Annotated in this window: 28 protein-coding genes and 1 tRNA gene; 16 read left to right on the top strand and 13 right to left on the bottom strand. The window is 39.5% G+C overall.

Translation table 11 applies throughout. The annotated features are described in order from the left end of the window. Window positions 1–115 precede the first annotated feature (115 nt). The 3 genes from HZC31_01975 to HZC31_01965 all read right to left on the bottom strand — a co-directional run bounded on the left by HZC31_01975 (window position 116) and on the right by HZC31_01965 (window position 1,318). Window positions 116–526, bottom strand: coding sequence for a DUF1828 domain-containing protein (locus tag HZC31_01975; GenBank protein MBI5002128.1), 411 nt, complete (start codon window positions 524–526; stop codon window positions 116–118). Window position 527: 1 nt separating this feature from the next. After that, window positions 528–989, bottom strand: a complete 462-nt coding sequence (locus tag HZC31_01970) for a hypothetical protein (GenBank protein ID MBI5002127.1) — start codon at window positions 987–989, stop codon at window positions 528–530. 167 nt (window positions 990–1,156) lie between these two features. Further along, window positions 1,157–1,318, bottom strand: a complete 162-nt coding sequence (locus tag HZC31_01965; GenBank protein ID MBI5002126.1) for a hypothetical protein — start codon at window positions 1,316–1,318, stop codon at window positions 1,157–1,159. Window positions 1,319–1,641: 323 nt separating this feature from the next. On the opposite strand from HZC31_01965, the gene HZC31_01960 reads away from it, so the two are divergent. Together HZC31_01960 and HZC31_01955 are read left to right on the top strand one after the other, a co-directional pair. Beyond that, the gene (locus HZC31_01960) at window positions 1,642–2,559 is read left to right on the top strand and encodes a hypothetical protein (GenBank protein MBI5002125.1); all 918 of its coding nucleotides are present in this window, start codon (window positions 1,642–1,644) and stop codon (window positions 2,557–2,559) included. 6 nt (window positions 2,560–2,565) lie between these two features. Then, window positions 2,566–2,817: a hypothetical protein gene (locus tag HZC31_01955; GenBank protein ID MBI5002124.1), complete on the top strand. Its 252-nt coding sequence runs from the start codon at window positions 2,566–2,568 to the stop codon at window positions 2,815–2,817. A 19-nt stretch (window positions 2,818–2,836) separates the two neighbouring features. Here HZC31_01955 and HZC31_01950 read toward each other — a convergent pair. After that, window positions 2,837–2,945, bottom strand: a tRNA-Phe gene (locus tag HZC31_01950). Window positions 2,946–2,995: 50 nt separating this feature from the next. Then, entirely contained in the window at window positions 2,996–3,397 is a 402-nt protein-coding gene (locus HZC31_01945; GenBank protein ID MBI5002123.1) for a hypothetical protein, read from the bottom strand. Between the two features lie 86 nt (window positions 3,398–3,483). Here HZC31_01945 and HZC31_01940 point away from each other — a divergent pair, with 86 nt between their 5' ends. The 3 genes from HZC31_01940 to HZC31_01930 all read left to right on the top strand — a co-directional run bounded on the left by HZC31_01940 (window position 3,484) and on the right by HZC31_01930 (window position 6,668). Further along, entirely contained in the window at window positions 3,484–4,332 is an 849-nt protein-coding gene (locus tag HZC31_01940) for a stage II sporulation protein M (GenBank protein ID MBI5002122.1), read from the top strand. A 251-nt stretch (window positions 4,333–4,583) separates the two neighbouring features. Further along, window positions 4,584–4,787: a hypothetical protein gene (locus tag HZC31_01935; GenBank protein ID MBI5002121.1), complete on the top strand. Its 204-nt coding sequence runs from the start codon at window positions 4,584–4,586 to the stop codon at window positions 4,785–4,787. 345 nt (window positions 4,788–5,132) lie between these two features. After that, entirely contained in the window at window positions 5,133–6,668 is a 1,536-nt protein-coding gene (locus HZC31_01930) for a glycine--tRNA ligase (protein ID MBI5002120.1), read from the top strand. A gap of 7 nt (window positions 6,669–6,675) precedes the next feature. Here HZC31_01930 and HZC31_01925 read toward each other — a convergent pair whose 3' ends face one another. Further along, window positions 6,676–7,728 (bottom strand): hypothetical protein, encoded by a 1,053-nt coding sequence (locus tag HZC31_01925; protein MBI5002119.1) that lies wholly within the window; start codon window positions 7,726–7,728, stop codon window positions 6,676–6,678. Next, window positions 7,725–9,290 carry a hypothetical protein gene (locus HZC31_01920; protein ID MBI5002118.1) on the bottom strand — a complete coding sequence of 522 codons (1,566 nt, stop codon included), beginning with the start codon at window positions 9,288–9,290 and terminating at the stop codon, window positions 7,725–7,727. Before HZC31_01920 ends, HZC31_01925 begins: the two co-directional genes overlap by 4 nt. Before the next feature lie 107 nt (window positions 9,291–9,397). On the opposite strand from HZC31_01920, the gene HZC31_01915 reads away from it, so the two are divergent. From HZC31_01915 to HZC31_01905, 3 genes are all read left to right on the top strand, one after another. Continuing rightward, window positions 9,398–9,850 (top strand): Lrp/AsnC family transcriptional regulator, encoded by a 453-nt coding sequence (locus HZC31_01915; protein MBI5002117.1) that lies wholly within the window; start codon window positions 9,398–9,400, stop codon window positions 9,848–9,850. 87 nt (window positions 9,851–9,937) lie between these two features. Then, complete coding sequence (gene rbcL, locus HZC31_01910; protein MBI5002116.1) at window positions 9,938–11,251, top strand: type III ribulose-bisphosphate carboxylase; 1,314 nt, start codon at window positions 9,938–9,940, stop codon at window positions 11,249–11,251. Window positions 11,252–11,264: 13 nt separating this feature from the next. Continuing rightward, the gene (locus HZC31_01905; protein MBI5002115.1) at window positions 11,265–11,528 is read left to right on the top strand and encodes a hypothetical protein; all 264 of its coding nucleotides are present in this window, start codon (window positions 11,265–11,267) and stop codon (window positions 11,526–11,528) included. A 309-nt stretch (window positions 11,529–11,837) separates the two neighbouring features. Here HZC31_01905 and HZC31_01900 read toward each other — a convergent pair whose 3' ends face one another. The 3 genes from HZC31_01900 to HZC31_01890 are packed head-to-tail and all read right to left on the bottom strand — an operon-like array spanning window position 11,838 to window position 14,569. Next, the gene (locus tag HZC31_01900) at window positions 11,838–12,719 is read right to left on the bottom strand and encodes a hypothetical protein (GenBank protein MBI5002114.1); all 882 of its coding nucleotides are present in this window, start codon (window positions 12,717–12,719) and stop codon (window positions 11,838–11,840) included. Between the two features lie 39 nt (window positions 12,720–12,758). Next, window positions 12,759–13,976, bottom strand: coding sequence for a replication factor C large subunit (locus tag HZC31_01895; GenBank protein MBI5002113.1), 1,218 nt, complete (start codon window positions 13,974–13,976; stop codon window positions 12,759–12,761). 38 nt (window positions 13,977–14,014) lie between these two features. Further along, window positions 14,015–14,569, bottom strand: coding sequence for a YdcF family protein (locus HZC31_01890; GenBank protein MBI5002112.1), 555 nt, complete (start codon window positions 14,567–14,569; stop codon window positions 14,015–14,017). A gap of 257 nt (window positions 14,570–14,826) precedes the next feature. On the opposite strand from HZC31_01890, the gene HZC31_01885 reads away from it, so the two are divergent. Then, window positions 14,827–17,340: a valine--tRNA ligase gene (locus HZC31_01885; protein MBI5002111.1), complete on the top strand. Its 2,514-nt coding sequence runs from the start codon at window positions 14,827–14,829 to the stop codon at window positions 17,338–17,340. Between the two features lies 1 nt (window position 17,341). After that, window positions 17,342–17,848, top strand: a complete 507-nt coding sequence (locus tag HZC31_01880) for a hypothetical protein (GenBank protein MBI5002110.1) — start codon at window positions 17,342–17,344, stop codon at window positions 17,846–17,848. Window positions 17,849–17,939: 91 nt separating this feature from the next. On the opposite strand, the gene HZC31_01875 is transcribed toward HZC31_01880, so the two are convergent. Next, the gene (locus HZC31_01875) at window positions 17,940–18,422 is read right to left on the bottom strand and encodes an NUDIX hydrolase (protein ID MBI5002109.1); all 483 of its coding nucleotides are present in this window, start codon (window positions 18,420–18,422) and stop codon (window positions 17,940–17,942) included. Between the two features lie 195 nt (window positions 18,423–18,617). On the opposite strand from HZC31_01875, the gene HZC31_01870 reads away from it, so the two are divergent. The 4 genes from HZC31_01870 (at window position 18,618) to HZC31_01855 (ending at window position 20,585) form a co-directional block, all read left to right on the top strand. After that, on the top strand, window positions 18,618–19,067 hold the full coding sequence (locus tag HZC31_01870; GenBank protein ID MBI5002108.1) for a hypothetical protein: 450 nt from the start codon (window positions 18,618–18,620) through the stop codon (window positions 19,065–19,067). A gap of 91 nt (window positions 19,068–19,158) precedes the next feature. Continuing rightward, entirely contained in the window at window positions 19,159–19,794 is a 636-nt protein-coding gene (locus tag HZC31_01865; protein MBI5002107.1) for a 50S ribosome-binding GTPase, read from the top strand. 12 nt (window positions 19,795–19,806) lie between these two features. After that, window positions 19,807–20,190: a DUF2073 domain-containing protein gene (locus tag HZC31_01860; protein MBI5002106.1), complete on the top strand. Its 384-nt coding sequence runs from the start codon at window positions 19,807–19,809 to the stop codon at window positions 20,188–20,190. A gap of 2 nt (window positions 20,191–20,192) precedes the next feature. Next, window positions 20,193–20,585 carry a hypothetical protein gene (locus HZC31_01855; protein MBI5002105.1) on the top strand — a complete coding sequence of 131 codons (393 nt, stop codon included), beginning with the start codon at window positions 20,193–20,195 and terminating at the stop codon, window positions 20,583–20,585. Here the strand turns inward: HZC31_01855 and HZC31_01850 are convergent. Then, window positions 20,582–22,018, bottom strand: a complete 1,437-nt coding sequence (locus tag HZC31_01850) for a hypothetical protein (protein ID MBI5002104.1) — start codon at window positions 22,016–22,018, stop codon at window positions 20,582–20,584. The two genes, HZC31_01855 and HZC31_01850, sit on opposite strands and share 4 nt — an antisense overlap. A gap of 78 nt (window positions 22,019–22,096) precedes the next feature. Between HZC31_01850 and HZC31_01845 the strand changes: the two genes are divergently transcribed. Continuing rightward, entirely contained in the window at window positions 22,097–23,059 is a 963-nt protein-coding gene (locus HZC31_01845) for a hypothetical protein (GenBank protein MBI5002103.1), read from the top strand. Window positions 23,060–23,075: 16 nt separating this feature from the next. Here HZC31_01845 and HZC31_01840 read toward each other — a convergent pair whose 3' ends face one another. Next, on the bottom strand, window positions 23,076–24,275 hold the full coding sequence (locus HZC31_01840; GenBank protein MBI5002102.1) for a redox-regulated ATPase YchF: 1,200 nt from the start codon (window positions 24,273–24,275) through the stop codon (window positions 23,076–23,078). A gap of 302 nt (window positions 24,276–24,577) precedes the next feature. Here HZC31_01840 and HZC31_01835 point away from each other — a divergent pair, with 302 nt between their 5' ends. After that, the gene (locus HZC31_01835) at window positions 24,578–25,192 is read left to right on the top strand and encodes a hypothetical protein (GenBank protein ID MBI5002101.1); all 615 of its coding nucleotides are present in this window, start codon (window positions 24,578–24,580) and stop codon (window positions 25,190–25,192) included. Window positions 25,193–25,549 lie beyond the last annotated feature (357 nt).

The following is a 25,549-nucleotide window of genomic DNA, read 5'->3' as shown; positions in this document are numbered from 1 at the left end:
TGAACGTACACATAGTTGGTTCAACCGATTTAGAGGGTTATTGATTCGTTGGTCTAAAAGACCAGATGCTTACATAGGATTATTGCATCTCGCATGTGGAATAATTACATGGAGGTCAATCTAATGGGATAGGCTCTAAATAAGTAATGTCTGTTATTTTTAGAAGGCACTGAACAAAGCAGTATAAAGCATCTCCAAACTCATTTTTCTCTACAACTATATACATCTCCCCATTACTCTCATAAATATTAAACATTTTTTTAGTTTTATTAATTATTTCTTCTCTGGTGCCTTTAGAAAAATCTTTATCATCCATAAAATAGCTAAGATGTAAAAATGTATGTCCTTCATCGCTAATTATCCATCTTTTCTTTTCAGATTCATACTTTAATACCATTACTAAATTATCTCCATCTTCAAAAATGTAAGGATTTTTAATAGAAAATCTACCCACTCCCCGTGGTTCTAAATAAATCTTCTCTGAAACTTTCTCTTTGAATTGTTTTAAGATTGTTTCATTGTTCATTTTAATTCAGCCTTTTTTGTTCTTTGTCTACTTCAAAAATAAAGTTATTCTCTTTAAGCATTAAATCGAGAGCAGCTTTCCAATCATTATATTTAATACACTTTTCAGCAAAGCCTTCTTCCCTAAACCCAGCTTCCTGATATCGCTGGGTCGCCATGTGAATGTGAAACCCGCTCACCTTAGTCTTCTCAATACTATTAGGATGATCATGTGAATCTCCATTGTATCTTTTAAGTCGAAATAAAGTATTTTCAATTACAACTCCCAAGATGACTGAAAAGTCTAAAGGATTTTGCTTAGATTGTCTTATTATTATTTTGAAGATATTTCCTAACTCTCCATTAATCTCATGTTCATACTGTAAATAATAATTCTTCTCTTTTAAAGAAGGCCTAAAAGTTTTAGGCAAGATCTTCTTTTCATTGAGATATTCATTTATTTGTTTGTCACTAATAACATCCATGGTGTCTACCTACTTATTTCTAAGACTATCAAGTTTATAATAATTCTGTTTTTTAATGTAATTCTTGTCGTTTGTTTACGGAGACCGCTCATAAAAAAACATCCCAATTGCAGATGCGAACACCTGCAACTGAAATGAAGAGGGTTGTTGGCTAAGAAAGAGTGTGATTACGAAGTATAACCAAGCATAAAGCCATGTTCTGCACTGGTCATGACATCATCGTCTGCCGGATCTTCGATGTTTTTGACGCTGTACACGTCTTCGATACATTCTCGTTCTTCTGTTCTTCGTATTAAATCGCGTAGTAACACGCGGTTATTTTTTTCCATAGGAAATACCTCCTGATTCTATATTAATCGATGTCCAATTTCAATGCGCAATTCATTGCCATTAACTGGTTTGAATAATGCTTTTGTTTCTCGTTTCATAATGTCAAAAAATAGCTGGCTTATTGTGTGTTGGTCCATGTTGATCACCTTTTTTCTTAATAATATACGAAGCAAACTTCTTTATATACTTCACAGCAGCGTGTCCAGTGGGGGTTGTGGAAACAATTTACCGAGAATAAGAGCACTGGACAAAAGGGATTGGGGAGTGGTATATTCTAAAAAATAACACAAAGCATAAATACACAACAATCTTTCTTTCTACAATGGGATACCTTAACGATGTTATTGATATTATTGCATTAAAAGAAGAAACGTACAAAAAGTTGGGAAATGATGAAAAAGCATTTCAAAGATATTCAATCGCATATCTTCTTTCTAGCTATATTATGGTTTTTCTTTTATACGGGATGATAGGAGTTATTATTGCTCTGCTAATTCCTGAAGCACGCACAGCACTTGCCACATATTGGTATATTGTTGTTGCATTCTTTTTGTTATTCCCTTTAATAGGATATGGAGTGAATCTTGTTACGCTTGCGATTAAGTACGGAATCGGACTTTGTTTTGGAGGAAAAGCAAAGAGCTTCAAAGATTTTGCAGCAGTTACAGATTACATAACACCGCTAGTTATGCCATTTCTTTTTATCCCATTCTTGTCAAGTATAATTGCGCTTCTTTATTGTGTCTGGAAATATGTAATTTTATTTAAATCATATAAAATAATTCACAAGTTAGATGCAAGAAAGGCTGGATGGGCAGTTGCAGTGAATGTAGGATTGCTTATGGTTGTTATGCTCATCTTTGTCGCGCTCTATTTTGCGTTTATTGTGAGCATAGTTGCTGCTGATATTGCAGAGCAGGAAAGCATACGAGAAGAGCCAATAATAATAACAGATTCACTTGGTGCAGGGTATGGAGTATACTATGCGTTTGATGAGCAGAATGAAGAGAGAGAAATTCTTGTCGAAACGCAGAGTTCTGAGAATATCGATGTGTATGTTGTCAAAAGCAGAGCAGATTTTAACAATTTTTTAAATGATGGAAAGTTTGATTTTTATGAAGGATGTTTTATGGAAGGAGTGAGAGAAAGTTATTTTTCTTGCAGTAATGTCACCGCAGGAGGAGTTCTTCTGTACAACCCAACAGAATATGTTCTGGAATATAATGTAAGTACAAGCTGATACGACATGGTCTGGCAAGATATTGTAATGACATTTACCAATACTATTTTTGCAATTTCTCTAGTGCCACAAATCTGGCATGGGTTTAAAGAAAAGAAAGGAGTTATGAAACATGCAACTTCTGTTCCAACATTCGTATGTTTATTTATTGGTGCGTATTGTCTTTATACGCTTTCATTGTTCTATACTGCGATTACTGCTGCTATAACAGGAGTATTCTGGTTTGTTCTGTTTGTGCAGAAAATGATGTATCAATGAGATTCTAAAATATAAAATGTGGGGCGGGAGGGATTTGAACCCTCGACATTCCGCACTAAAAACGAAAGGTCGTTAGTTAGTCCCACGGTCTTCAGCCGTGTGCTCTCCCAGGCTGTAGCTACCGCCCCGTTATAGATGGGAGCAAAATAAAGATCAAGCTCATGATTTATATACTTTGTTACTCGACAATTTCTTCGTCAGCGGCGTCATCATCCGCGTAATCATCATACACTTCTTCTTTTTTCGCTGCAGGAGCTTCCTTTGCAGCAGAAGGAGCTGGAGCGTCAGTTCCTTTACTGACCACTTCCATTTTCCCGAATTTTCCAGTAGAAAGCTGCATTTCTCCTTGATATTCAGAAACATAGCCGTTAGAAATCTTTACTGTATCGCCAACGTTCACTTGAGCGATTTGGTCGTTCCATAAACTGAATTTGATTGTTCCAGATTCGTCTTTCAACTTCGCGTTTGCGACAGTGCCTGAGAAATTTGCTGAATTTACTGTTCGTGGCTCTCCTTTTTCTGCAACAATAGCAGTAATTTCAACTTTTCCTTGTCGTGGTTGTAGGTCTTTAATTTGCATGTGATCACCGAAAACCTGAATAAAGCACAGTTATATAAAGATTTTGAAACGCAAATCTTAAATACCTCCTTCACCAGAAAAAGACCATGGTCTTAGAACAACTCTTTAAACCAGACTGGATTGAAAAAAAACCACGGCACGCGTTCTTGTTAGGATTCATTTATTCTATCGTCGGCGCGATCAGCGCAAAACTCGTCTTTGGCGCGAATCCAGGCATGATGACAGTCGCGTTCACTTCCATCCTCCTCCTCCCTTCTTTAAATGCGCTATTAACGATCGAAGAAAACCAAGCACGATCAAAAGATAAATATTGGATTGGAAAACAGCTGTGGAAGGATCATGCGGATATTATTGAAGTATATTTCTACATGTTCCTCGGGATTTTCATCACTTTCAGTATTATTTCCTTTACATTCCCAGAACAAGCGATCATTAAATTCTTTGAACCAATGTTTGAAGTGATTGGCATACAAGGAGAAGCGACAACACTCATTGGCTGGGCATCAGGCACAGGAGCTCCAACAATCGCATCCATTTTCATCAACAACCTCATTGTTACTGTCGTCTGCCTTTTGTTATCGTTAATTTACGGCGCAGGAGCAATTGTTTTTATCACGTGGAACGCAACCGTTTGGGGTGTCGTCATTGGCTTTTTCGCGAAGCAAGCATTGCTTTCTTCAACAGGATTAAATCCAGTCACCGTGTTTATGTCAACAGTGTTACCGTTTTTCCCGCACATGATTATGGAAGCGTTGCCGTATTTTACCGCGGCGATTGTGGGAGGAATCGTCTCCAAAGCAGCGTTGAGAGAAGAATTATTCTCACCAAAATTTAATGAGATTGTGAAAGACGCGGCAATAGTGATGGCAGGTAGTTTGGTTATTCTTTTGATTGCGGCAATTATAGAAATTAAAGTTTATCCCTTGCTTGCTTAGTTTTTGATCAAAAAGTATTAACTTCTATATAATTTCTAAAGATAGTGATAAATAGAAAGATTGCCTACTATACCCTGAGCAGCGAAGAAGTTCACGAATGCCTTCATGGACTAGGCCTCATTGAAGGCATTCTTTATTATAATAAACGCACCAAATAACCATAATAAAAGTGCGTTTACTATTCCGTGGACGCAAACAAGTTACGATGAGTAATTGCGTCCACTATATCGCCAGCATCTGAGGGGGTAGGAATGGCAGAAATTAATATAAGCATGCAGCAAATGTATGAAGCAGAAAAGCAGCAGAAAGAAAAGAAGGATTATAGTATGAGTTATGGAATAGGATTCGCTGCGATAGTAGTTATTGGTATGGGCATGCTTATGCCTTCCCCCGCGAATTGGTATGTCTGGATAGTAGGTTGTTTAGGACTCGGTGTTCTGAGAGAATTGTTGTGAGAGAGAATTTTTCTTAGCATATAAACAGTAATGATGAAAGAGTAAACAAAAGACGCTCCATTAACAGTCGCGTCTTAACACACAGGCTTTCGCATGAAGCGCTCAAGCCGGTGTGTCTTTCTCATGCAAAAAATAACAACATGGCCAGACGGAGTAAAATTTGTGAAACAAATTTTACGGAGTAGGGCAAGCTTTTTGGCTTTGCAAAGAAAAAGAGAGCCAAAAAGTTGACCGTCTATGCCATTGTTGTTGTTATTTTTTGCGCATGAAACAATCTATTTAGAATGTTTAAGGGGAGCCGTGGAAAACTGAAATTTTATAAATCCCTTGTTTTTCTGTTGAAGTATGAGTATCTCAATCGAAGAAATGGCTGCATTTTGCAAGAGGAAAGGATTTGTCTATCCTACCGCGGAAATTTATGGTGGTCTTGCGGGATTCTGGGATTTTGGCCCATTAGGCGTTGAACTCAAGAATAACATCAAGCGCCAGTGGTGGAAGCACTTTGTCCAAAACAGAAATGATATTTTCGGCATTGATGGCTCTATCATCACAAACAGAAAAGTCTGGGAAGCGAGCGGGCACGCGGCGTGTTTCGCGGATCTCATGCTCACATCAAAGAAAACAAAAATCAAATACAGAGCGGACCAATTTCTTGCGGAAAAACTCAGTATAGACACAGAAGGAATTACCGCGGAAGAAGTAAACAGACTTGTCAAAGAGCACAAACTTGTCGCGGAGAATGGCGAAGAGTTTGAAGAAGTAAAACCATTCAATTTGATGTTTGAAACAGCAGTGGGTCCAACGCAGGGAACAAAGAACACTGCATTTCTCCGACCAGAAACAGCGCAAAGTATTTTCATCAATTTCAATCTTGTCGCGGACAATGCGCGGGCAAAACTTCCATTTGGAATTGCGCAAGTAGGAAAAGCGTTTAGAAATGAAATTAGTCCAAGAGACTTCCTATTCAGAAGCAGAGAATTCGAGCAAATGGAGATTGAATTTTTTGTCCATCCCGAAAAAACGCAGGATTGCCCATTCTATGAAGGAGTCAAAGATCTGAAAGTGCAACTTCTTTCTGCGGAACAACAGGAGCACAAAAAAGAACATACCGAAATTCCATTACAGCAGCTTGTGGAAAGATCACTCGCGACAAAGTGGCATGCGTACTGGCTTGCTGCGTATTATGAATGGTTTATGGAATTAGGAATCAAAAAAGAAAATATCCGAATTCGAGAACATAGAAAAGATGAGCTTGCGCATTACGCGGGCGCGTGTTTTGACATCGAATACAAATTTCCGTTTGGCTGGAAAGAGATTCATGGAAACGCAGACAGAACGCAGTATGATTTAACAAAGCATGGAGAAATGTCTGGAAAACCAATCGTCATGTATGACGAAGAAACAAAACAAAAGATTGTGCCGTATGTCGCGGCAGAGCCAAGTCAGGGAGTGGAACGATTGTTCCTCGCGATTTTGTTTGACGCGTATGAAGAAGATAAAGCGCGAGAAAATGTGGTCCTCCATTTACATCCATCACTCACTCCAGTACAAATTGGAGTATTCCCATTGGTCAATAAACTCAAAGACAAAGCCCAGGAATTGTTTGTCCAATTACAAAAACAGTTTGTTTGTCAATATGACAAATCAGGAAGCATTGGACGACGCTACGCGCGAGGCGATGAGATGGGCATTCCGCTGTGTATTACAATAGATTTTGAATCGTTGGAAGACAACGCAGTCACAGTGCGAGATCGTGAAACCACAAAACAAATTCGTGTTGCGATGGATACGCTTCCTGGCGTGATTGCGCAATTCTTTGCTGGCGCGCCATTCCTTTCTTTAGGCAAAGAAGTTTCTCCACCACAGAAGATGGAAGAGTAAAATCCAATTATTTCCCAATCCCATATTTTCTTTGAAGAGTGGTATCTAATGTGTCTGTCGTAGATGCGTGTACGCCTTTCAATTCACGCATAATACCAACTGCAGTATCAGCGCCAAATGCGTAAAGAGGTGGTATGCCTGCTGCTTCTGCTTTTGCAGCAATGCCTTTTCCCTCCATTCTCTGATCACAAAGAGTATCAAGTCTTTGTTTCATTTGCTGAAGAAGAGGATCTGTGCCTTCAACACCGCTGGAAGCAAACACGTGCTCTGTTACAGAGAGGAATGCATATCCTAAAATCATAGGATCAACGCTTGTTCCAAGTTTTTGGGAAGAGGTAGACAAAGCATCAATATACTTTTTATAAACAGCAGCAAATGCTTCTGCTCCCTGTGCACGCGCAGTTGCGAGTTCACGGATCAGAGCAGTAGACATTTCCAGTTCAACAGTTTTCGCTGCGCGGTATGCCTCTGCCTCTCCCACAAGACGTGATCGCGCAAGTTGTACATCAAGGGTAACCTCTTCTTGGAGGAGGGGATACACCTGCTCTAATCGCGCCCGCAATCCTTCAACCTCATCAACAGCAACACCAGGAAAATAAGGCTGTGTAAGAAGGAATCGAGGAGAGATTCCCCAATTTCGAGAAGCAATTGATTCAGAAAGCTGCTGGTTAAGCTCTTCAGCAACTATCTTATGATGATGAAGAAGATCATCCAATGTTTTTTCACCACTAATAACACGTTGAATCACTGCTTCTGAAATGCGAACAAGCTGCTGCTCGACATCTTCAGGAGCTGTTTTCATGTAAGCGAGAGGATTAGTAATAGTCCACTCAAGTGCATACTTCCAAGGAACATGTCGTGCATCTTTTGTAGTGATTTGTATTCTTTCTTCTTGCTGAACAGGAGAGCAGGAAACGAATGCAATATCGCTACAAAATGGGAAAGCGGCTACTCTATCCTGAACAACAGAATCTCGATAAACACCGAGATCTCGAACAACCGCAACATATCCTGGGGGGACAGTGGTTATAGTCTTAGCTGGTTGAAATGTTGGTTTCATTGTTTTCCTCCTCCATCAAAAGTTTTCTGTACTACTTTTAGTTGTGAAGCATACTGAACAGATCGCTTAACAAACCCATAGTTTTGATTGACAATAGGAAGTGAAGACGCGGAAAGGGTGCGCGCAGTAATAATGGATGCTTCTAAAGATGCATCAGTACCTGCTCCTCGTAGATCAGCAAGAAGCCGATCTGCGTGCGTGTGTTGAAGAGCGCGATTATTTTCATCTTTCCATCCACAAGTATAATAAGGAATCGTTTCTTTTTGCGTAAAGAAGAGATAAGAAACCTCTTCCTCGCGAACAGTTTTTGTGCAGCCAATTCCGCTAATAACATCAGTAATAAGAACACCATAGCGTGCGTAATAATTATGGGAATTAAAAGAAACTGCGCGAGAATAATAAGAGCGAGCAAGTGCATCATTATCCTGCAAGACAAGATAATCTGCGATAACTGTCGCGACAAGAGACTGTCGTTCTGGAGAGGCGCCTGCTTGTTCCTGTTCTGCCTGATTTCTGTAATAAGAAGGATCACCTAAAACCATTCCCTCTCGAAGAATATTTTGTGTATGAAAAATTGCCCAATGATCAGAAGAACGATATCCAAGAATGCCGCCAGTGAGTAAAACAAGCCCTGCGCTAACTCCTGTTATCCATTGGCGTATCAGCTTTCGAGTATGTGTTTGTTGTTGAACAGCATAGTTTTGATCTTTTTTGACAGAAGAAACGTCAAGAACACTACATTCAGCGCCAACAATATTTCCAGCAAGATTATCTGTTCTTACTCCTCCTTGGTATTCTATTGTGACAACATATTTGCTTTCGAGAGGCTTTGGAGAGCGATCAATGTGCACGGATGAAGAAGAAGTATCCTTAACGACATCAACAGAAAATATTTTTCGGAGAGTTATGGGAAGAATAAGTTCCTCAAAATATTCTATGCCCCCTTCTTGAACAAGCGCACTATGGCCGTAATGTAACGTAAAATCCTTAAGCAAAGAAGGATCGATCTCCAAAAAACGCCCGTCACTTTTTGAAGAAGCTGGTCCAAATGCACGATCTACTTGCCGAATAAGAGCTTTGGGATCATTATGAACTCGTGCGAGAGCATGAGGATGAGCAAAATGATTCAGATCAACAGTTGCATGTCTCCCAGTCGTTGTCTGTCCTGTTGTTAAGTTATAGAAATGAATACCTGACGTTTCATGCCAAACATAATACGGAACAAATTCTGAAATAGGTTTTCCTGTAGAGACCACAGTAACAGTAGGATGTGAAGAAGAAATGTCAAATTTTTTCCCTGAAAATTCCGGTCTGGATCGCAACACACGATAATTTTCCTCATCTTCAGGTCTTGGCTGGCGATGAGGATGCTTGTCATGATAGAAACCATGATATTTGGGAGTGCAAGGAGGAAGAAACAACGTAAAATCAGTATGCTGTTGAATTTCATGCAGCACTAATTGCTCCAACTGGTCATCTGTAATTCTTCTTCGATGAATAACAGGCGAAGAACCATCTAAAGAACGGGGAGCGTTGGAGGAAGGAGAGAGTGGAATTGCCATAAACAGGAGAGATATCAATTATTGTATATAACAGTATTCTCATTATTTTGGAACAAATGAGATAAATAAGACAAAATTTAAATAGAATATGGAACATTTGTTCTAAAATGACGTATGAATTAGATAATATTGATAAGAGAATTATAGAAGTGCTGCAAGAGCATGGAGAATATACAACAAGAAAGATTGCGAAAAAATTATTGCTCCCGACAACAACAGTCTATAATCGCGTGAAAAGATTAAAGAAAGAGCAAATCATCAAGAATTTTACCATTAATCTTGACCATAAAAAAATAGGAAGAAATTTTGTTGTCTATGTATTAATTTCAGTCAATCTGCCCTTGCTGAAGCAAAAGAAAAAATCCCAATATGATCTTATGAATGAAATGAAACGATTTTCGTTTGTGGAGCATGTGGATATTGTCTCTGGCACTGTTGACATGATTTGTATTATTCGGGTTCATGATGTCGAAGAGTTTGACGAAGTGATTACGCAAAAAATCCAAATGTTAGAAGGGGTGAATAGAACACAATCGCTAATTGCCATTCATAGTTCATAAAGAGCAATGAATGAAGAAGTTTGAAAAAAACCAAACCTATAAATACTTCTATCAGCAAAAAGAGATTAAATAAAGAGGTGCTCTTATATGGCAGGCTATGATGATTTCGTCCAACTCAACTACAAACCAAAAACAACAGATCTAGTTGCGACTTTTCACGTCAAAGTGCCAAGTTGGCAGAAAGACACAACAGCGTTGGGCGCAGTTGCGTCAGAATCCAGTGTTGGCACATGGGCAGCAGTGAAAGCGCTGCACTACAAGCACGTTCAAAAAGTCGCTGCAAAAGTGTATGAAGCAAAAAAAATCGCGCCACGAAATTACTGGGTAAAGATTGCGTATCCTGAAGAGCATTTTGAACCAGGAAATATGTCGCAAATTTTCGCGTCTATTGCAGGAAACGTCTTTGGGATGAAAGCAGTGGACTCTTTACGCTTGCAAGACATTCAATACACAAAAAAGTTGATCAAAAGTTTTCCAGGACCGCAATTTGGAATTCATGGCGTGAGAAAAATCTTCAATGAAAAGAAGCGACCATTAATGTTATCTGTGGCAAAACCAAAAGTAGGCATGACGACCGCGGAGCATGCGCGCGTTGGCTGGCAAATCTGGACAGGAGGTCTTGATCTTTTAAAAGATGATGAGAATCTCTCCAACCAATGGTTTAATCCATTTCAGCGACGTGTCCAAACCTGTTTACAACTTCGTGACAAAGCGGAAAAATTGACAGGAGACAAAAAAAGCTATTTGATTAACGTCACCGCGCCAACAGTACAAGAAATGGAAAAGCGAGCGAAGTTTGTCGCAAAGCAAGGCGGCGAGTATGTGATGATTGACATCTGCACAGGCGGCTGGATGGCAGTAAGTTCTTTGCGGGAGATTTGTCAGGATCTGGGATTGGCAATCCACGCGCATCGTGCGTTCCACGGCGCATTTACACGAATTCCTGCGCATGGATTTTCTATGTTAAATCTAGCAAAATCAGTCAGGTTACTTGGTGTCGACAATTTGCATATTGGAACAGCAGGAGTGGGAAAGCTTGTTGGTGGAGCACAAGAAGTAAAGAATATTCAAGAACAAATCACTGCGAAAACTGCAAAAGCAAATGCGCAAGAACATTCCTTAGGACAAAATTGGTATGGCACAAAACCAGTGTTCCCAGTATCCTCGGGAGGACTTCATCCCATTTTAGTAGAAGATGTTTTGAATAGAATGGGGACAAATATTATGCTCCAGATAGGTGGAGGAGTTCATGGCCATCCAAACGGAAGTTATGCTGGAGCGAAAGCAATGCGCGAAGCAGTCGAAGCGTATATGGATGGAGTTCATGTCGATGATGCGGCAAAGACAAGCAAGGAATTGCGGCAAGCATTGGAATATTGGGGACATACACGACCAAGATAAAAAAAGTGAGACTATGGAAAAAACAAGTCAGTATATATTAATGATAATCGGAATCGTTGCACTAGTAGGAATAGCAACACTATTTCTTGGGAAAACAACAACACAAGGAGAAGTTTATGTTGAAGAAAACACAGAATCAAACGATCTGACAGGACAAGTAGCATGTTCATATGATACCTGTTTCAAATTAGTTCAAAGAAGATGTAAGCTAGATAACACAGGTGCAGAAAGATTCTGCAATACCTGCTGTGGAAATACATATTGCGTTGATTGTTAATTATATTTCTTTTTTTTTCTTGTTTAGACAAATTGAGTAAAGACTACCACTCGATAAACCACTCAGCAGTAACAACAGACCGAAAACTTTATAAATACTGGAAAAACAGACGTATAAAGTAAGGGGTAGACAGTGATGACAAACAGAAAGATACTTGTTTTTGGACGACATGGTGAAGCACCGCAAAAAGAAGGTGGCGGAAGTCTTGATAGCCTTATTCCTGAAACAATAACAGATTTTTATGCAAGAGTTGGTTGTCCTTTACAGGCATTTGTTGCAGAACAAGGAATAACAACAGAAAGAACATATTTACATCATTCTCCAGCAGTCAGAACAAGATATACTGGAGAAGCGATTCTTGTCGGCGCGTTCAACCTCCAGCCACAATCCCACCAAGCGCATGCGCAACCCTTCTACTATAAAGAAGATTAATATGCGTTGTTGCGCGAGAAGCGCCAAAATCAACAAGAGAATGTTATGTGCAGCAGGAATGGGTAAATCCGCGTAAGGACGAGGAACAACAACGTCAGCAGGAGCAGTGAGTGCCCAAACTTTTTCTCCATCAGGAAGCGTCGGATAACGATGTTCCCAAGAACGAATATAATCACTTTCCGCGCGCATTTGGTATGCGCTAAATCCATATCCACGTCGTGCTTCAGGAGTCCCATGATGTGGACCAGTTACAAGAAGGAGATGAGAGACTCTTTCCTTCTCAGTTGAAGTAAGACGATCATAATACAAATTCAACGCGACGAGCGAACCCAAACTATGACCATAAAGAACAACACGGGCGTCAGTTGCTCGAAGAATATTTTTCACGTGTGTTCCAAGATAACGCGCACTTAAGTTAATATCGCGAAATGTACCGTATTGCGGTGCAAAAAAACCAACGCCATATTCTTCTTCAAGAACGCGCTGGTGCACAGGTCCGAAATGTCCTTTGTCTGCGAAATAACCGTGGATCGCGAAAACAATAGTGTCAAGATCTTTTGTTTTTGGATCATCGAAAAATGTTTTAAGTTCTCCTTTATTATTAAAATTCTCAGTCACCGCGCGGACTCCCCAATCAACTGTCGCGCGAGCCATCCACGGAAGTTCGAGAAGATATGCAGGATTGTGTGCAACAGCGCCAAGAACTCGACGTGGAGTAAAATGCTGAACAATAGGTCGAACGTGAGAAACACGAGACATAAAGGAGAGAGGTATTTTAGACTATAAAAAGGTGATGACTTACGCCTGTAACCATCCCACTTCATCTGCGTCAAATTCAAACTCACGAACCATCTCCTCACGCATTTTTTCATTATTTTTGAATATATGTTTCACATACGGAACAATATGCTGCACAGCGTAAGAAGAAGAAATATGATTTTTCGCTGCAATTTTCTCTGCAATTCCTACGCGTTTTGCATATTTTTGTTTCGCGATCCACATCTTTAAGATCCGCTGCGTTTGTTGATACGCGACAGGATTTTTATTTCGTTCTGTCTTGGAAACAGCGACACCTGCACTGAGCAATGCGTTGACATACACCAAAAATCCCCAATGCTGCCAGCGTCGGATTCTGCCAGTAAACACATCTGCTCTGGATACATAATCATACGCCTGCGCAAGAGAAGCGGGATCCAAGTACTCCTTTGGCAGATTTTCATCAATCCACAAAGCGATCTTATCAAGATCTTCATGAACATTGTCAAACGCAGCAAGCGCGACACCAGCGTCTTTCACTTTAAAGACTTTAACCAATGCGTCTTCTATTGCTTCTTGTTTATTCCTAAATCCAAGCTGATTAATCTGTTCCATGGTAATCTTTTGCGTGCCAAGCGATTGAAGATCGTTGATTGCTGCGCGCAAATCTCCATCGCATTGGCGAGCAAGCGTCTTCAAAGCAGCGTCATCAAAAGAAATGGTTTCAGCAAGGCATATTCTTTTAAGAACATCAGCAACTAATGTATGGGAAAGAGGAGGAAACGCGACAGCTTGAACTTTCTTGAGCAGCGACTTCACTTTTTTATCAGTCGCATCTTGGCATGTCAAAAAAATAGGAAAAGCAGTGCCATCAATGACTTCTTCGATAGCAGAAATTCCGCCGCGATCTTGGTTGCCTGATAAGCCATCGACTTCATCAACAAGAATAATTTTGCCTGCGGAAAAAAGAGACATCTGCTTTGACGCGGTGCCGATGATAGAAAGCACAAGTTCTTTGTTGCGAAAATCCGATGCGTTGATCTCAATAAGTTCGTAATTCGTCTCGCGAGCAAGCGCGTGCACTGCAACGGTTTTGCCGCACCCCGTTGGTCCATGAAGAAGCATCGCTTTTCGCTTTTGTTTTTTAAAATTTTGAAAAAAAGAAAGCATTTGCTGGAGTTGTTCTTGATGCAAGCCGTACGAAGAGAATGTCTTTGGTTCGTATTTGAGCGTCCATGGAAGGAGTGTTGCTTTGTCCATAAGAAAAGGAGATCATGGATAATTTATTAAACTATTGGTCACTTTTTCTTCTGCTTTCCAACGTGCTTATAGACAAATTTCAATGCTTTTTTGTGATCACCCATAGGAATGGTTTCTAAAAGCAAGGTCTCGAGCTGTTTCTCTTCCCATTCGCGAAGAATAACGCGAAACCGGTGTAAGAAATAGCCATGACTTGCCTTACCAGTCACAATATAGCCGCTTCCAAAAACATGCCGAAAAATGCTTAATGCTCTACGAAGATGATAATTACTTGTAATCACCACAACATCAGAGCTTAATTTTTTCTTTAAGACAATGTCTTTCGCAAAAACAGCATTCCCAATAGTATCCTTAGACTTTTCTTCAAGAAGCAGCACATTTTTTTTCACCCCTTTCTCAAGAAGGAGTGTCGCCATGAGAAGCGCTTCAGTGAGTTTTGAAAATTTTTTGTTTGTAGAACCTCCACAAAGGATAATCTTTCGAATCACTTTTTTTTGAAGAAGTTCTTGAGCTTTGAGCACTCTTTTTTGCACATCGCGAGGGAGTGTTCCTTCATCTGTTATTCCTCCGCCAAGAACAATGCCGATAGTCATGAGGGTATTTTGGAACTACAGGTTAATAAAAATTTGTATTATTTGAATAGAGGGTATAAAAATAACAACAATGGCGTTGGCGAGCCGGGGGTTGGCCCCTTCGGGGTGGCGAGTAGGACAAAATACTGTTGCGAAACCAGTATTTTGGCCGTCAACTGCCATTATTGTTGTTATTTTTCGCTGATAAAGAAAAACAAGAGAAGATTAACAAACAATGCGCCATCATCTTTAAATATCCCTTCTTATTGCAGAAGTGTATGACGAACAAAGAGAAGCAGGAGCAAAAACAGGCACAATCTTCCCAGCCAGTTCATAGTTCACAACCCACTCCAAAACAATACGATCCACTCATCGAAGAAAAGAAGTGGCAACAGTATTGGGAGAAAAACAAAACATACCTATTCAACCCAAAGAGCAAAGCAAAAATATACAGTATTGATACTCCTCCTCCAACTGTTTCTGGAAAAATGCATTTGGGACACGCATTCTCATACAGTCAGCAGGATTTTATCGCGCGGTATCATCGAATGAAAGGAGAAAATGTCTTTTATCCATTTGGAACAGATGATAATGGACTTGCGACAGAGCGAATGATTGAAAAGCTCAAAAATGTCAAAGGAAAAAAGATGCAGAGAAATGACTTCATCAACCTCTGCAACGAAACATTAAAAGAAATCCGACCAGCATTCGTGCAAGGATGGAAAGATGTTGCGATTAGCGCAGACTTCAGTTTATTTTACTCCACCATCAACGATCACTGCAGAAAAATTTCACAGGAATCATTCATCCAGCTTTACAAAGAAGGTCGAGAATATCAAAAAGAAGCGCCAACAATGTGGTGCACGTCTTGCCAGACAGCAATCGCGCAGGTAGAATTAGAAGACGTCGAACAAGACAGCTTTTTCAACGACATTATTTTCAAGATCCAAGATGCGAATAAAGAGTTTGATCTTCTCATCGCGACAACAAGACCTGAACTCTTACCAAGCTGTGTCGCGATTTTTGTCCATCCAGAAGATAAGCGATACATGAACATTGTCGGCAAAAAAGCAAAAGTTCCATTGTTCAATCAAATAGTCATGATTCTCGCGGACAAGCGTGTCAATCCAGAAAAAGGAACAGGAGCGGTGATGTGCTGTACGTTTGGAGACCAAACAGACATTGAGTGGTATAAAGCGCACAATCTTCCCCTTATCCAATCGATTAGTGAAGCAGGATTCATGACAGAGAAAGCAGGAGAGTTTGCGGGACTTAAAATACTTGAAGGCCGAACAAAAATTGTTGAAAAACTTAAACTTCACAACCTTCTTGTTAAACAAACAAAAATCAAGCACGCGGTCAATGTGCACGAACGCTGTCAGACAAATGTCGAAATTCTCAATACAAAGCAATGGTTCATCCGCTACTTAGATCTCAAAGAAACATTCCTTGCGGCAGGAAAAGAAATGAAATGGTATCCAGAACACATGCGTGTCCGCTACGAAAACTGGATTAAAGGACTGCAATGGGATTGGTGTATTAGCAGACAACGATTTTTTGGTGTTCCATTCCCTGTGTGGTATTGTAAAAAATGCGGAAAAGTGATGATTGCGGATGAAAAACAACTCCCTGTTGATCCACTGGTGGACAAACCAAAGAAAGCATGCACATGCGGTTCAAAAGAGTTCACTCCAGAACAAGATGTTCTTGACACGTGGGCAACATCCTCATTAACCCCGCAGCTTGCGATCCAACTCTTCAAAAAACGAAAAGACTACAAAGAGCTCTACCCAAAATTATTCCCGATGTCTTTGCGTCCACAAGCGCACGACATTATCACCTTCTGGCTCTTTAACACCGTCGTCAAGAGCAGATTATGCGAAAACAAGAATCCATGGAATGAGATCATGATCGCGGGCCACGCGTTAGATCCGCATGGCAAAAAAATGAGTAAATCAAAAGGCAATGTTGTGGAACCGCAAGAAGTAATCACCAAATATGGCGCAGATGCATTACGATTCTGGGCAGCAGGGTCAAAGTTAGGAGATGATCTGCCATTCATGGAAAAAGATTTAGTCACAGGAAAAAAGATGATCACCAAATTGTGGAATGCGTCCATTTTCTCGTTGATGCATGTGCAGGATTTCAAACCAGAAAAAGTAGACAAGAAAAAACTCTTGCCCATGGATCGCTGGATGCTCGCGAAATTAAACAGAATGGTTGTCGAAGCGACAGATGCTTTTGAGGAGTATGAATATTCCAAAACACGAGCAAAAACAGAGCAGTTTTTCTGGAAAGAATTCTGTGATTATTATCTCGAGATTGTCAAAGACAGAATCTATAATCCCGACAAACGTGGAAAAGCAGCGCGGCAAGCGGCGCAGTATGGCGTCTATACAGGAATTATCACTGTTTTGAAACTGATGGCACCAATTATGCCGCACATTACAGAGGCGGTGTATCAGGAATACTTTGCGAAGAAAGAAAAATGCAAGAGTATTCATAACAGTGCATGGCCAGTCGCGGATCTAAAAGCGATCAATGAAGAAGATGAAAAGATTGGAGACATGGTTGTTTCTATAATTAGCGCGGTCCGTAAAGTCAAATCAGAGAAGAATGTTTCGTTGAAAGAACCAATTAAAGTGTTGCACATCGAATGTCCAAAAGAGCAGCATAAAGGATTGGAAGCGGCGTTTGACGATCTTGCGGCAACAACAATTTCACAGAAAATAGTGTTTGGCAAAGGCGAGAGAGAAGTGACAGCAGAAGTGAAGATTAAAGTGGAGTTTTAATATGTCATTGAAAGAATGCAAGAAATATATTGAAGTTGAACTTGAAAAAGAAACACCAAAAGCTAAAATAGAAGAACACTTGAAGAAAAATTATCGAGAAGGACTTTGGAAAGGACTTTTAATACAATATCCTGAAAGAAAGGATTTAAAGCAAAATAAAAGATTGAATAATGCACTTTTCTATTATGTCCTAACATTATTTGTTTTACAAATAGCCGCAATAATATATCTTGTAATTGAAACTCTTGCAATATGGCCAATTCTTATATCTTTTTGGTTAAACATGAATATTCTTTTAGAGTTAATAATTTTGCTTGAGGTTAGAAAAGGAATTGCGTATATATACGCTGTTGCGTTGATTTATCCCATATTTGGGTTACGTGAAGGAATTCTAGGGCTTATACTTTTCCTCCCTGTTGGAATTATGAGTTATATTCTAAAAAAAAGATTACACCCTAACTACGGTTTTTTTGGTCCAAAGAAACCAAAAGTGAACACAGGACATTAGATCCCCAAGCAATGCAAACACACGCACCAGCAACGCTTTTGAATCCCTATATCTTTTTGATGGAATAAAATAAAAAAGACAATAAGGAAAATTATTCCTGTGAAACAAACTCCAACGCAGCCAGCAAATACGGCGTCACTTTTTCTTTCTGAGACAATGTACGAATCCGAGATAAAGAAAGGAACTTACCCTCTTGAAATTTCTCAGGAGCAAGAAACGGAGTAGTATCAAATTTCAAAAGATACAGCATGCTCCATTCATTTTCAAAGCCATCGTCGACTCTAATCTTGTGCAACTGTTTGAAAGAAGCATGAATTTTCAACTCTTTTAAGAAGCGTACCACTGTTTTCTCATAAGTCTCACCAGAGCGAACGTGTGCTCCAGGAATAGTCCACCAGCCAGAGTAAATAGGTCTTCCAGTAATTCGATGAGCGCAGAACAAACAGTTGTGAGAATCAACAATCAAAAGATGGACAGAATGATGCAAAAGATTCTTTTCACGAACTTCTTCTTCTGTTGCTTGACCAATAACAATATCTTGTTCATTAATGATATCAAGGATATTTTTCTGCATAGTATTAGGATAGAAAACAAGAAGAATATATGTGTTGTGAAAATATAGTAAACGACACAATTGACGCATACAAATTCATGTCGTTTACTATTCTAGTAACGGACAACAAGTATATCTTATTTATGTCCGTTACTAATACAACAAAACCCCATTTTCATCATAAGCTTCTTAAAGCAAAAATGGCTTCTTTCCAAAATGAAGAATGTACTTTGGATAGAAGGAAATAGAATACAAAGCCTTTATACTCCTCGTGATGAACTCTGTGTAGATATAAGAACGTATTTCGCGTCAGGGTTATATGCAATAAGAGAAACAAGATACGAAGGAATTATTCTTAATCCAAGAACTCCTTTTATGAGAGGGACAGATGTACCAGAATTACTTGATGTGGAAGAAGATCCAGAGATTCAAGAAATTTTAGAAAGAAGATGCAGGGATCGAAAACAATGGTGGGAAGTTCCCGCTTATTTTATAAGAAAAGTAAAGCAGGGGGTTAATAGCGATACTCCAATTATAGGATTTAGAGTATATGACAAAGAAGAAGAGAGTGCACGAGAACAGCTTCTTACTGCAGGAATGCAAGACATTATTACTGCGAATGGTGATCCACGAGCAGATTTAGAAAGAATTCTGCAACGATTTTGAGAAAATTCACCCCCAACCCACAACAACTTCCTTCTAAAAACACCGTTCAGTGAGCACAAATTATTTAAATCACGCCAAACGTAAAAAACACATGTTCCAATATATCCATGATTTCATAAAAAAGGTCTTTAGAGACATCTTCCGCAAGAAAAAGCAGTGGAAAATCGGACTTTATGGCCCACCAAACGCAGGCAAAACAACCTTAGCAAATAGAATATGCCAAGATTGGCTCGGAGAAGAATTAGGAACAGTCTCTCCAATAGCGCACGAAACGCGGGAAATCCAACTCAAAGAACAAGTCACGATAAAGAGCAAAGACGACAATGAGCTCACATTTAGTCTTGTCGATACGCCAGGAATCGCGACAAAAGTTGATTATGAAGATTTCATGAAGTCTGGATTAAAGACAAAAGAAGCGAAAGAGCGCGCGAAAGAAGCGACAAAAGGAGTCATTGAGTCGATCAAGTGGCTTGATGAAATGGATTTAGTCATCGTTGTCCTAGATGCAACGCAAGATCCATATACACAAGTCAACATAACAATCATAGGAAACCTTCAGGCAAGAAACATTCCTGTTCTCGTCGTCGCGAATAAAGTTGATTTGAAGAAGTCAGATGTCAAACGAATAGAAGCTGCGTTTCCACAATATGATATTGTTTCAATAAGCGCGAAAAATGGAACAAATGTCGATCAGCTCTATGAAGCACTTTTCGCAATCGCTGGATAAAAGAGGATTAAAATGCTCACACTACATTACATGCCCTACGGAGAAATTGAAGCGCTGACCTCAGAAGACAGAGTAGGAAAAATTCTCGACATTGTCAAGAAGAATAGAATTCTTTTGCTTGAAGGCAGGTTAAAAAAAGAGGAAGAAACAGAGTTAATCAAGCAAACAATGGAAGCGATTGATGATGATTTCAAGGGAATTGAAATTGGCACTATTGATCCTGCCGCGAAAGAAAGCGCGGCAATTGTAGAAAAAATAAAGAAAAGTATGGTCAACATGTTGATTGGCGACAGAGGAGGGATGACGATTATTGGCCCTGCGTCGATTGTCAAAGAAATAAAGCAAGATCCAGAAAAAATCCAAGTATTTACAGATGTTGGAAAAAAGAAGCGATAACAATGCCACACCAATGCGTCAAATGCGGAACATTTTTCAGTGATGGAGCAGAAGAAATCTTAAAAGGGTGCAACTGCGGGAGTAAGCATTTTTTCTTTGTGAAAAAAACAAAAATCAAGAAAGCGAAAAAAGTGCAGGAACAACTTTCTGATGACCAGAAGAAAGAAATCATGGAACAGATTACAGAAATTGCTGGTGTTCATGATGAGCCTGTTGTTCTTGATTTTGAAGCGATTAATGTCGTTGAAGCAGGAAAATTTGAGATAGACATTGTCAACTTAATGAATAAAGAAAAACCTATTGTCTATCGGCTTGAAGAAGGAAAGTATATCATTGATGTCGCGGAAAGTTTCAAGAGAAGTAAGGAATTGAAGCAAGAGCAACAAACAAATTAACGAAGATCCGCAACATCATATTCTACGAGCACATTGTCCAAATTTTCACTCCAATTACTCATATACATTCGATCAGCCATTTCTGCAACAGCTGCGAGAGGAACAAAAGCAGTGCCACCATTTTTATTTGAATGTGCCCAATCTTCAATGTCAAGCCAATCTATAGGTTCTGTGTTTGCATCGTTATCAGGACTGATTAATGCACTATTCAAAGAAGTAACATACGAAATGTCAGGGTTTAAACGCACCCATAACCCGGCATTTGTAAATCCATCATACGCTTGATGAATGTGTGGTTTATCTGATAATGGCTGCACATGATCTTGTTCTGCAAAAACAAGCATCACTTTCAAATCAGGAATTTTTGTTGCAAGCTTCGCATAATTATGAACCGTCTGTCTAAAACTCCAAAGTTCTTTTGCATCAGAAGGAAGAGTCAAATCGCTTGGCCAATCATCTAAAGACAATGCACCATTGTCAACAAGAGCCTGTAAAAGTTCAGGAGAGTAAATGTCCTTGCCATACATGCTTGGAATTTGCGTTCCGTGAATAAAGTCAGTTCCATCAGGAACATTGTTTCCATTCAAATCAAAATAAGGAATATGATTCTCGTCATCCCAAAAAAGAAATGAATAATCAAAAGAAATAGCTGCAGAAGAATAATCATGGGGGTAAGAATACAATGAATTAAGAACAGGAGTTTTTCCATCCCAATACCCCAATTCCATTGCAGAAAGTGCAGGAACAGTAGGATTTTCCCTTCCAACAAAGTAAGCAACAGAGAGCTCGTCTCCATAGAGCGCGAGGACATTCGTTGCAGCAATGCCTGGATGAGAGAATGCGTATAATCCAACATTATCAGTCAAGAGAGGAACTTCACTTAATTCAGAAATATAATTTCCATAAGCATCAGGAATATCGCCTGAAGTAAAGTGAATAACATCGCGTAATGCTTGTAAAGAATCTTCTCCACCATAATCATAAATACCTTCACTAGAAACACCAGAAGGATCAGATTTTCCAGGCCATAAGTATGTCACATGAGCAAAACCTAATTTTGTAACATCAATGAATTCTGTATCAAAAACAGGCTCTTTAGGAGTAAAGAAAGTAGAAACAAAAACAAGGAGTGGTGCACCTTCGTCATAGCGAGGAATTTCCGGAAGTGTCACTTGGACGACAATGTTGCCAATTCCTTCAGAAGAGATATAAGTCACAAAAGAGTGGCCTGCAGAAGTCTTCTGAGAAAGAGTATCCATCTGAGAAGGAGCAGAAGTACCACAATCCAGAGAACATTTGTCAAGTTTTGCTTCTATTGGGTCGCAAATACCATCGCCACAGGAAGCAATTGCTGCGTTTTCATCTTCGCACCCGAGTAAAAAGAAGAGAGAAAGAAACAGAAAACAAGAGAGGAACAAAAAACGTTTATACATAAACAATGTAGAGAAGGAATAGATTAAATAAGTTTCGAAAAGAAACATTAAAATAGATAGTATGAGTAGGAGAAGAATATGAATAAATCACTGCAGAAAATATCTTTGATTATAATTATTATGTTGTGTTTAATGCTCACAAGCTGCGAAGACACCAACTGTGACATGAATGGCGATGGAACAGTAGATACAGTAGAGAAAAAGATTTGTGAGAAAGGAACGTTTGAAAAAACACCAAAACAAGAACAAAGAGCAGATGAAGAAGAGCAAGCAGAGATCTCAAATAATGATGAGACAAAGTACACCATAAACACTGCATTTATTTCTATTCATATGGAACCAGGAAGTAATCCAAGCACAACAGACTATCCTGCATTGCATTGGACAGATCTCGTCAATCTCGTCGCGCTTGCGGATGAATACAATGTCAAACTATCCCTTGTCTTTAATCCACAATGGGCAACCTACATTCTCGATGATGAAGAGAAACTAACGCTGCTCAGAAGTTGGGAAGCAAATGGACATGAGATTGGTCTTCATCATCATGGTCCACATCATGGAGGATGGAATGGATACACAGATCAAGAGGAATACAAAGACTATCTCAAATATATTGGAACTGTCGAAGAGATGATGAATCTTGTAAATCAACTCCCTGTTTCTGGACAAGTGCTTGTCGCAGGCATTGGAGCAGAAGAAGATGTCGATTATGATTGGCCAGAGGATATCATCTATGAAACAGATGGCGGCGCAGATCCAGAAGGAGATATTCTGAGTAACCCCACAACAAATACATACAATGATCATAGTGTCATTTCCCTGAGACATGCGCAATACCAAGTAGGAAAAATGTCATTAACATTGGAACAAATTGAATCCTATCTTCAAGAACCGCAAACAGAAGAATATATGGGGATTGTGTTCCATGAAAAAAACTATGCAGAAGACCCAGAAAAGATTGAAGAGTTATTCCAACTTTTCCAAGAATATGACGTCAAAGTAAAAACAGTGCAAAACATAATGGAAGAAGAAGGCTATTAAAAAAAGTAAGAAGAAACTAGCGACTCGTCATAATTTCTACAACATCGCGATGTTTTAAGACATGTTCTTTTCCAAGACTTATCCGTGTTTTGACATCAACTGCACGGACAAATTTGTTTCCAATATCGGTGTGAATTCTAAACGCAAAATCAAGCGCAGTGGATTTTGGTGGAAGTAAAAAGCAGTCCGGCAAGCAGCGTCCCTGCGAATCAACAAGATTGTTCACGCCACCAGGAAAAACAGCGAAATAGCCAAGAAGATCAAACACAGCAGTGTTCAAAACGTTTTGCACACCAGTGCTTCCGTGTTTGTCAAGGATATTTTTTTGCATGAATGCAAGAGCGTTTTTCTGCTTTTCATTTAATTTTTCAGGAGCAAGAAGAGTGAAAGAAGCGTCTCCGGGAATATAATCAATGATGCCATGTTTTGCTGCTTCACGAAGTGCTAATTCTGCATCGCCAGAGCACGGAATTATTTTGTACTGCGGAAATTCTTTAACAAGACGTTCATAATTTTTGTCAGCGCCTGGAATATCTACTTTGTTTGCTGCGATGAGCATTGGTTTTGTGTGCTGGCGAAAATACGATGCAAGTTGTTTGAGTTGTTCTTCAGTCCAATTCGTAATTTTTTCAGGATCAAGATGAAATTTCTTTATTGCATCATCAACGAGTGCTTCAGTCACACGAACAGCAGAAAGTTGTTTTGCAATGGAACGACTCACTTTTGTCTTCTCTTGCTGTACTTGTCTGACAAATTTGTCCCACCCATTTTTGATAATTTGCAAGTACCACATGTCTAATTCAACTTCCAAAAAGCGAATATCCTGTGCAGGATCATAACTGAGTGTATCAACAGGTTCTCCATGCGCGTTGACAGAACCCGACGCATCAACAATGTGAATAAGAACATCTGCTTGGTTTAAATCATTGAGAAATTGATTCCCTTTTCCTTTGCCCAAATATGCTTCTGGAACAAGGCCTGCGACATCGAGAAGATCCACACAAACAAAACGCTGGTGTTTCAAGCAATACCCAACCCGAGGATTGCATTGTTTGTTGAATTCTTTATCCACACAATCCATGCGAACGTAGCCGACTGCGTGATTTGGTTTGATAGTCGTAAAAGGATAGTTTGCGATATCCACGTTTGCAAGGGTTGCTGCTTTGAAAAACGTTGATTTCCCAGCAGATGGTTTTCCAACAAGACCGATAAGCATTATTTCACCTAAACAGAAGTTTCCCCTGTCCCTATATTAAGTTTGTTGTTGTAAATGCGCAATGAAAATCAAAACATGTCAAGAACCACCAATCACCGCTTCCTTCGGTCACTATAAATCGGTGGCATGATCAAGGTGGTTCTTGAGCATGTTACGAATAGAGCACCTTCAAAAAAATGAAGGTGGACTGATTGAACGGTGTTCAATTTATTACGAATCGCAATTCGAAATGTTGTCCACTGGTTACTAAACCAGTGATATATTCGAAACATATAAATCCCAGTAACACTAAAAAAACGACTATGGACATTCATATTGGCTTTTTTCGTGCAAAAGCAGTTGGAGAATACTTCGATCTTAAGCGATTTTACAAAGACCTCCGATATTGGTTGATTGCAGAAGGATATTGCAGTTCAGATACAGTTGGATTTCCAGAACGATATTTTTATCTCAGTGAAACGCAGAAAGATGGAAAACTCTTTTATGTCTGGTGGAGACCAAAAAAAGGGCTGGGAGTTTTCAGTGGCGGATTAAAAGGAGGACCAGGTAAAGGAGTTGAATTTTACAAAGCAATCAAGATTAATATGATTGGAGAGAAATTTAAAGACGCGGAGATTATGCATCAGGGGAAAAAGATTAAGGTAAGTAAAGGAACGTTTGAAGTGATTGTGCATTCGTATCTCCATTTTGGAATGCCTGATTGGGAAGGAAAGAAAGGATCTGATTTCAAGAAGGCGATGTTTGATATTTTCTGGAAAAGAATTTACAAGAAAAGCATTGAAACATACAAGAAAGAAGGGCTGAATGATATGTATAAGTTACAGGCGCATGTCAAAAAAATGATGGATATGGAAAGCTGGAAACCTGAAGGCAAGACGTTCGAACCACACTTTGGTCTGCCGGATACAGAATTTTAGAAGATGTATCTCTGCCAACTTTTCAACAAACTTTTTAAACAAACTGCATTTCTAAGAGAATCAGAATGCCTCCGTAGCATAGTAGCCATTGCGGCGGTTTTGTATGAAAGGACTAGCGTCATAAACTTTTGACGTTAGTCACGTCAAAAGAACCGCAGGTCGAGGGTGCAATTCCCTTCGGGGGCTTATTTTTATTAGAATTTGATTTCTAAAAGAAAATTGACATCCTCCCATGCCTAAAGGCCTCGCTTCGCTCGCCCCTCCGCTTCGCTTCGGGGATGGGATTCCAGTAAAGAGTGGCTTTGGCGTGATGCGCCTCGAGATAATTCTTCGCTTTGTCCAATGTTATGTGTCCTA

It is taken from the genome of Candidatus Woesearchaeota archaeon (genome assembly GCA_016214075.1).
In the GTDB taxonomy this organism is placed as follows: domain Archaea; phylum Nanobdellota; class Nanobdellia; order Woesearchaeales; family DSVV01; genus JACRPI01.
Note: the sequence above shows the minus strand (reverse complement) of the source record. Positions and strands in the feature narration are given on the sequence as shown.

Coding starts and splice junctions, on each gene's coding strand:
- HZC31_01835 (MBI5002101.1), top strand. CDS start 24,578: ATGGACATTCATATTGGCTTTTTTCGTGCAAAAGCAGTTGGAGAATAC.
- HZC31_01955 (MBI5002124.1), top strand. CDS start 2,566: ATGGTCTGGCAAGATATTGTAATGACATTTACCAATACTATTTTTGCA.
- HZC31_01850 (MBI5002104.1), bottom strand. CDS start 22,018: ATGTATAAACGTTTTTTGTTCCTCTCTTGTTTTCTGTTTCTTTCTCTC.
- HZC31_01965 (MBI5002126.1), bottom strand. CDS start 1,318: ATGGAAAAAAATAACCGCGTGTTACTACGCGATTTAATACGAAGAACA.
- HZC31_01875 (MBI5002109.1), bottom strand. CDS start 18,422: ATGCAGAAAAATATCCTTGATATCATTAATGAACAAGATATTGTTATT.
- HZC31_01895 (MBI5002113.1), bottom strand. CDS start 13,976: ATGGACAAAGCAACACTCCTTCCATGGACGCTCAAATACGAACCAAAG.
- HZC31_01880 (MBI5002110.1), top strand. CDS start 17,342: ATGTCATTGAAAGAATGCAAGAAATATATTGAAGTTGAACTTGAAAAA.
- HZC31_01945 (MBI5002123.1), bottom strand. CDS start 3,397: ATGCAAATTAAAGACCTACAACCACGACAAGGAAAAGTTGAAATTACT.
- rbcL (MBI5002116.1), top strand. CDS start 9,938: ATGGCAGGCTATGATGATTTCGTCCAACTCAACTACAAACCAAAAACA.
- HZC31_01860 (MBI5002106.1), top strand. CDS start 19,807: ATGCTCACACTACATTACATGCCCTACGGAGAAATTGAAGCGCTGACC.
- HZC31_01855 (MBI5002105.1), top strand. CDS start 20,193: ATGCCACACCAATGCGTCAAATGCGGAACATTTTTCAGTGATGGAGCA.
- HZC31_01900 (MBI5002114.1), bottom strand. CDS start 12,719: ATGTCTCGTGTTTCTCACGTTCGACCTATTGTTCAGCATTTTACTCCA.
- HZC31_01970 (MBI5002127.1), bottom strand. CDS start 989: ATGGATGTTATTAGTGACAAACAAATAAATGAATATCTCAATGAAAAG.
- HZC31_01885 (MBI5002111.1), top strand. CDS start 14,827: ATGACGAACAAAGAGAAGCAGGAGCAAAAACAGGCACAATCTTCCCAG.
- HZC31_01870 (MBI5002108.1), top strand. CDS start 18,618: ATGAAGAATGTACTTTGGATAGAAGGAAATAGAATACAAAGCCTTTAT.
- HZC31_01865 (MBI5002107.1), top strand. CDS start 19,159: ATGTTCCAATATATCCATGATTTCATAAAAAAGGTCTTTAGAGACATC.
- HZC31_01935 (MBI5002121.1), top strand. CDS start 4,584: ATGGCAGAAATTAATATAAGCATGCAGCAAATGTATGAAGCAGAAAAG.
- HZC31_01930 (MBI5002120.1), top strand. CDS start 5,133: ATGAGTATCTCAATCGAAGAAATGGCTGCATTTTGCAAGAGGAAAGGA.
- HZC31_01915 (MBI5002117.1), top strand. CDS start 9,398: ATGACGTATGAATTAGATAATATTGATAAGAGAATTATAGAAGTGCTG.
- HZC31_01975 (MBI5002128.1), bottom strand. CDS start 526: ATGAACAATGAAACAATCTTAAAACAATTCAAAGAGAAAGTTTCAGAG.
- HZC31_01905 (MBI5002115.1), top strand. CDS start 11,265: ATGGAAAAAACAAGTCAGTATATATTAATGATAATCGGAATCGTTGCA.
- HZC31_01845 (MBI5002103.1), top strand. CDS start 22,097: ATGAATAAATCACTGCAGAAAATATCTTTGATTATAATTATTATGTTG.
- HZC31_01960 (MBI5002125.1), top strand. CDS start 1,642: ATGGGATACCTTAACGATGTTATTGATATTATTGCATTAAAAGAAGAA.
- HZC31_01890 (MBI5002112.1), bottom strand. CDS start 14,569: ATGACTATCGGCATTGTTCTTGGCGGAGGAATAACAGATGAAGGAACA.
- HZC31_01840 (MBI5002102.1), bottom strand. CDS start 24,275: ATGCTTATCGGTCTTGTTGGAAAACCATCTGCTGGGAAATCAACGTTT.
- HZC31_01920 (MBI5002118.1), bottom strand. CDS start 9,290: ATGGCAATTCCACTCTCTCCTTCCTCCAACGCTCCCCGTTCTTTAGAT.
- HZC31_01925 (MBI5002119.1), bottom strand. CDS start 7,728: ATGAAACCAACATTTCAACCAGCTAAGACTATAACCACTGTCCCCCCA.
- HZC31_01940 (MBI5002122.1), top strand. CDS start 3,484: ATGGTCTTAGAACAACTCTTTAAACCAGACTGGATTGAAAAAAAACCA.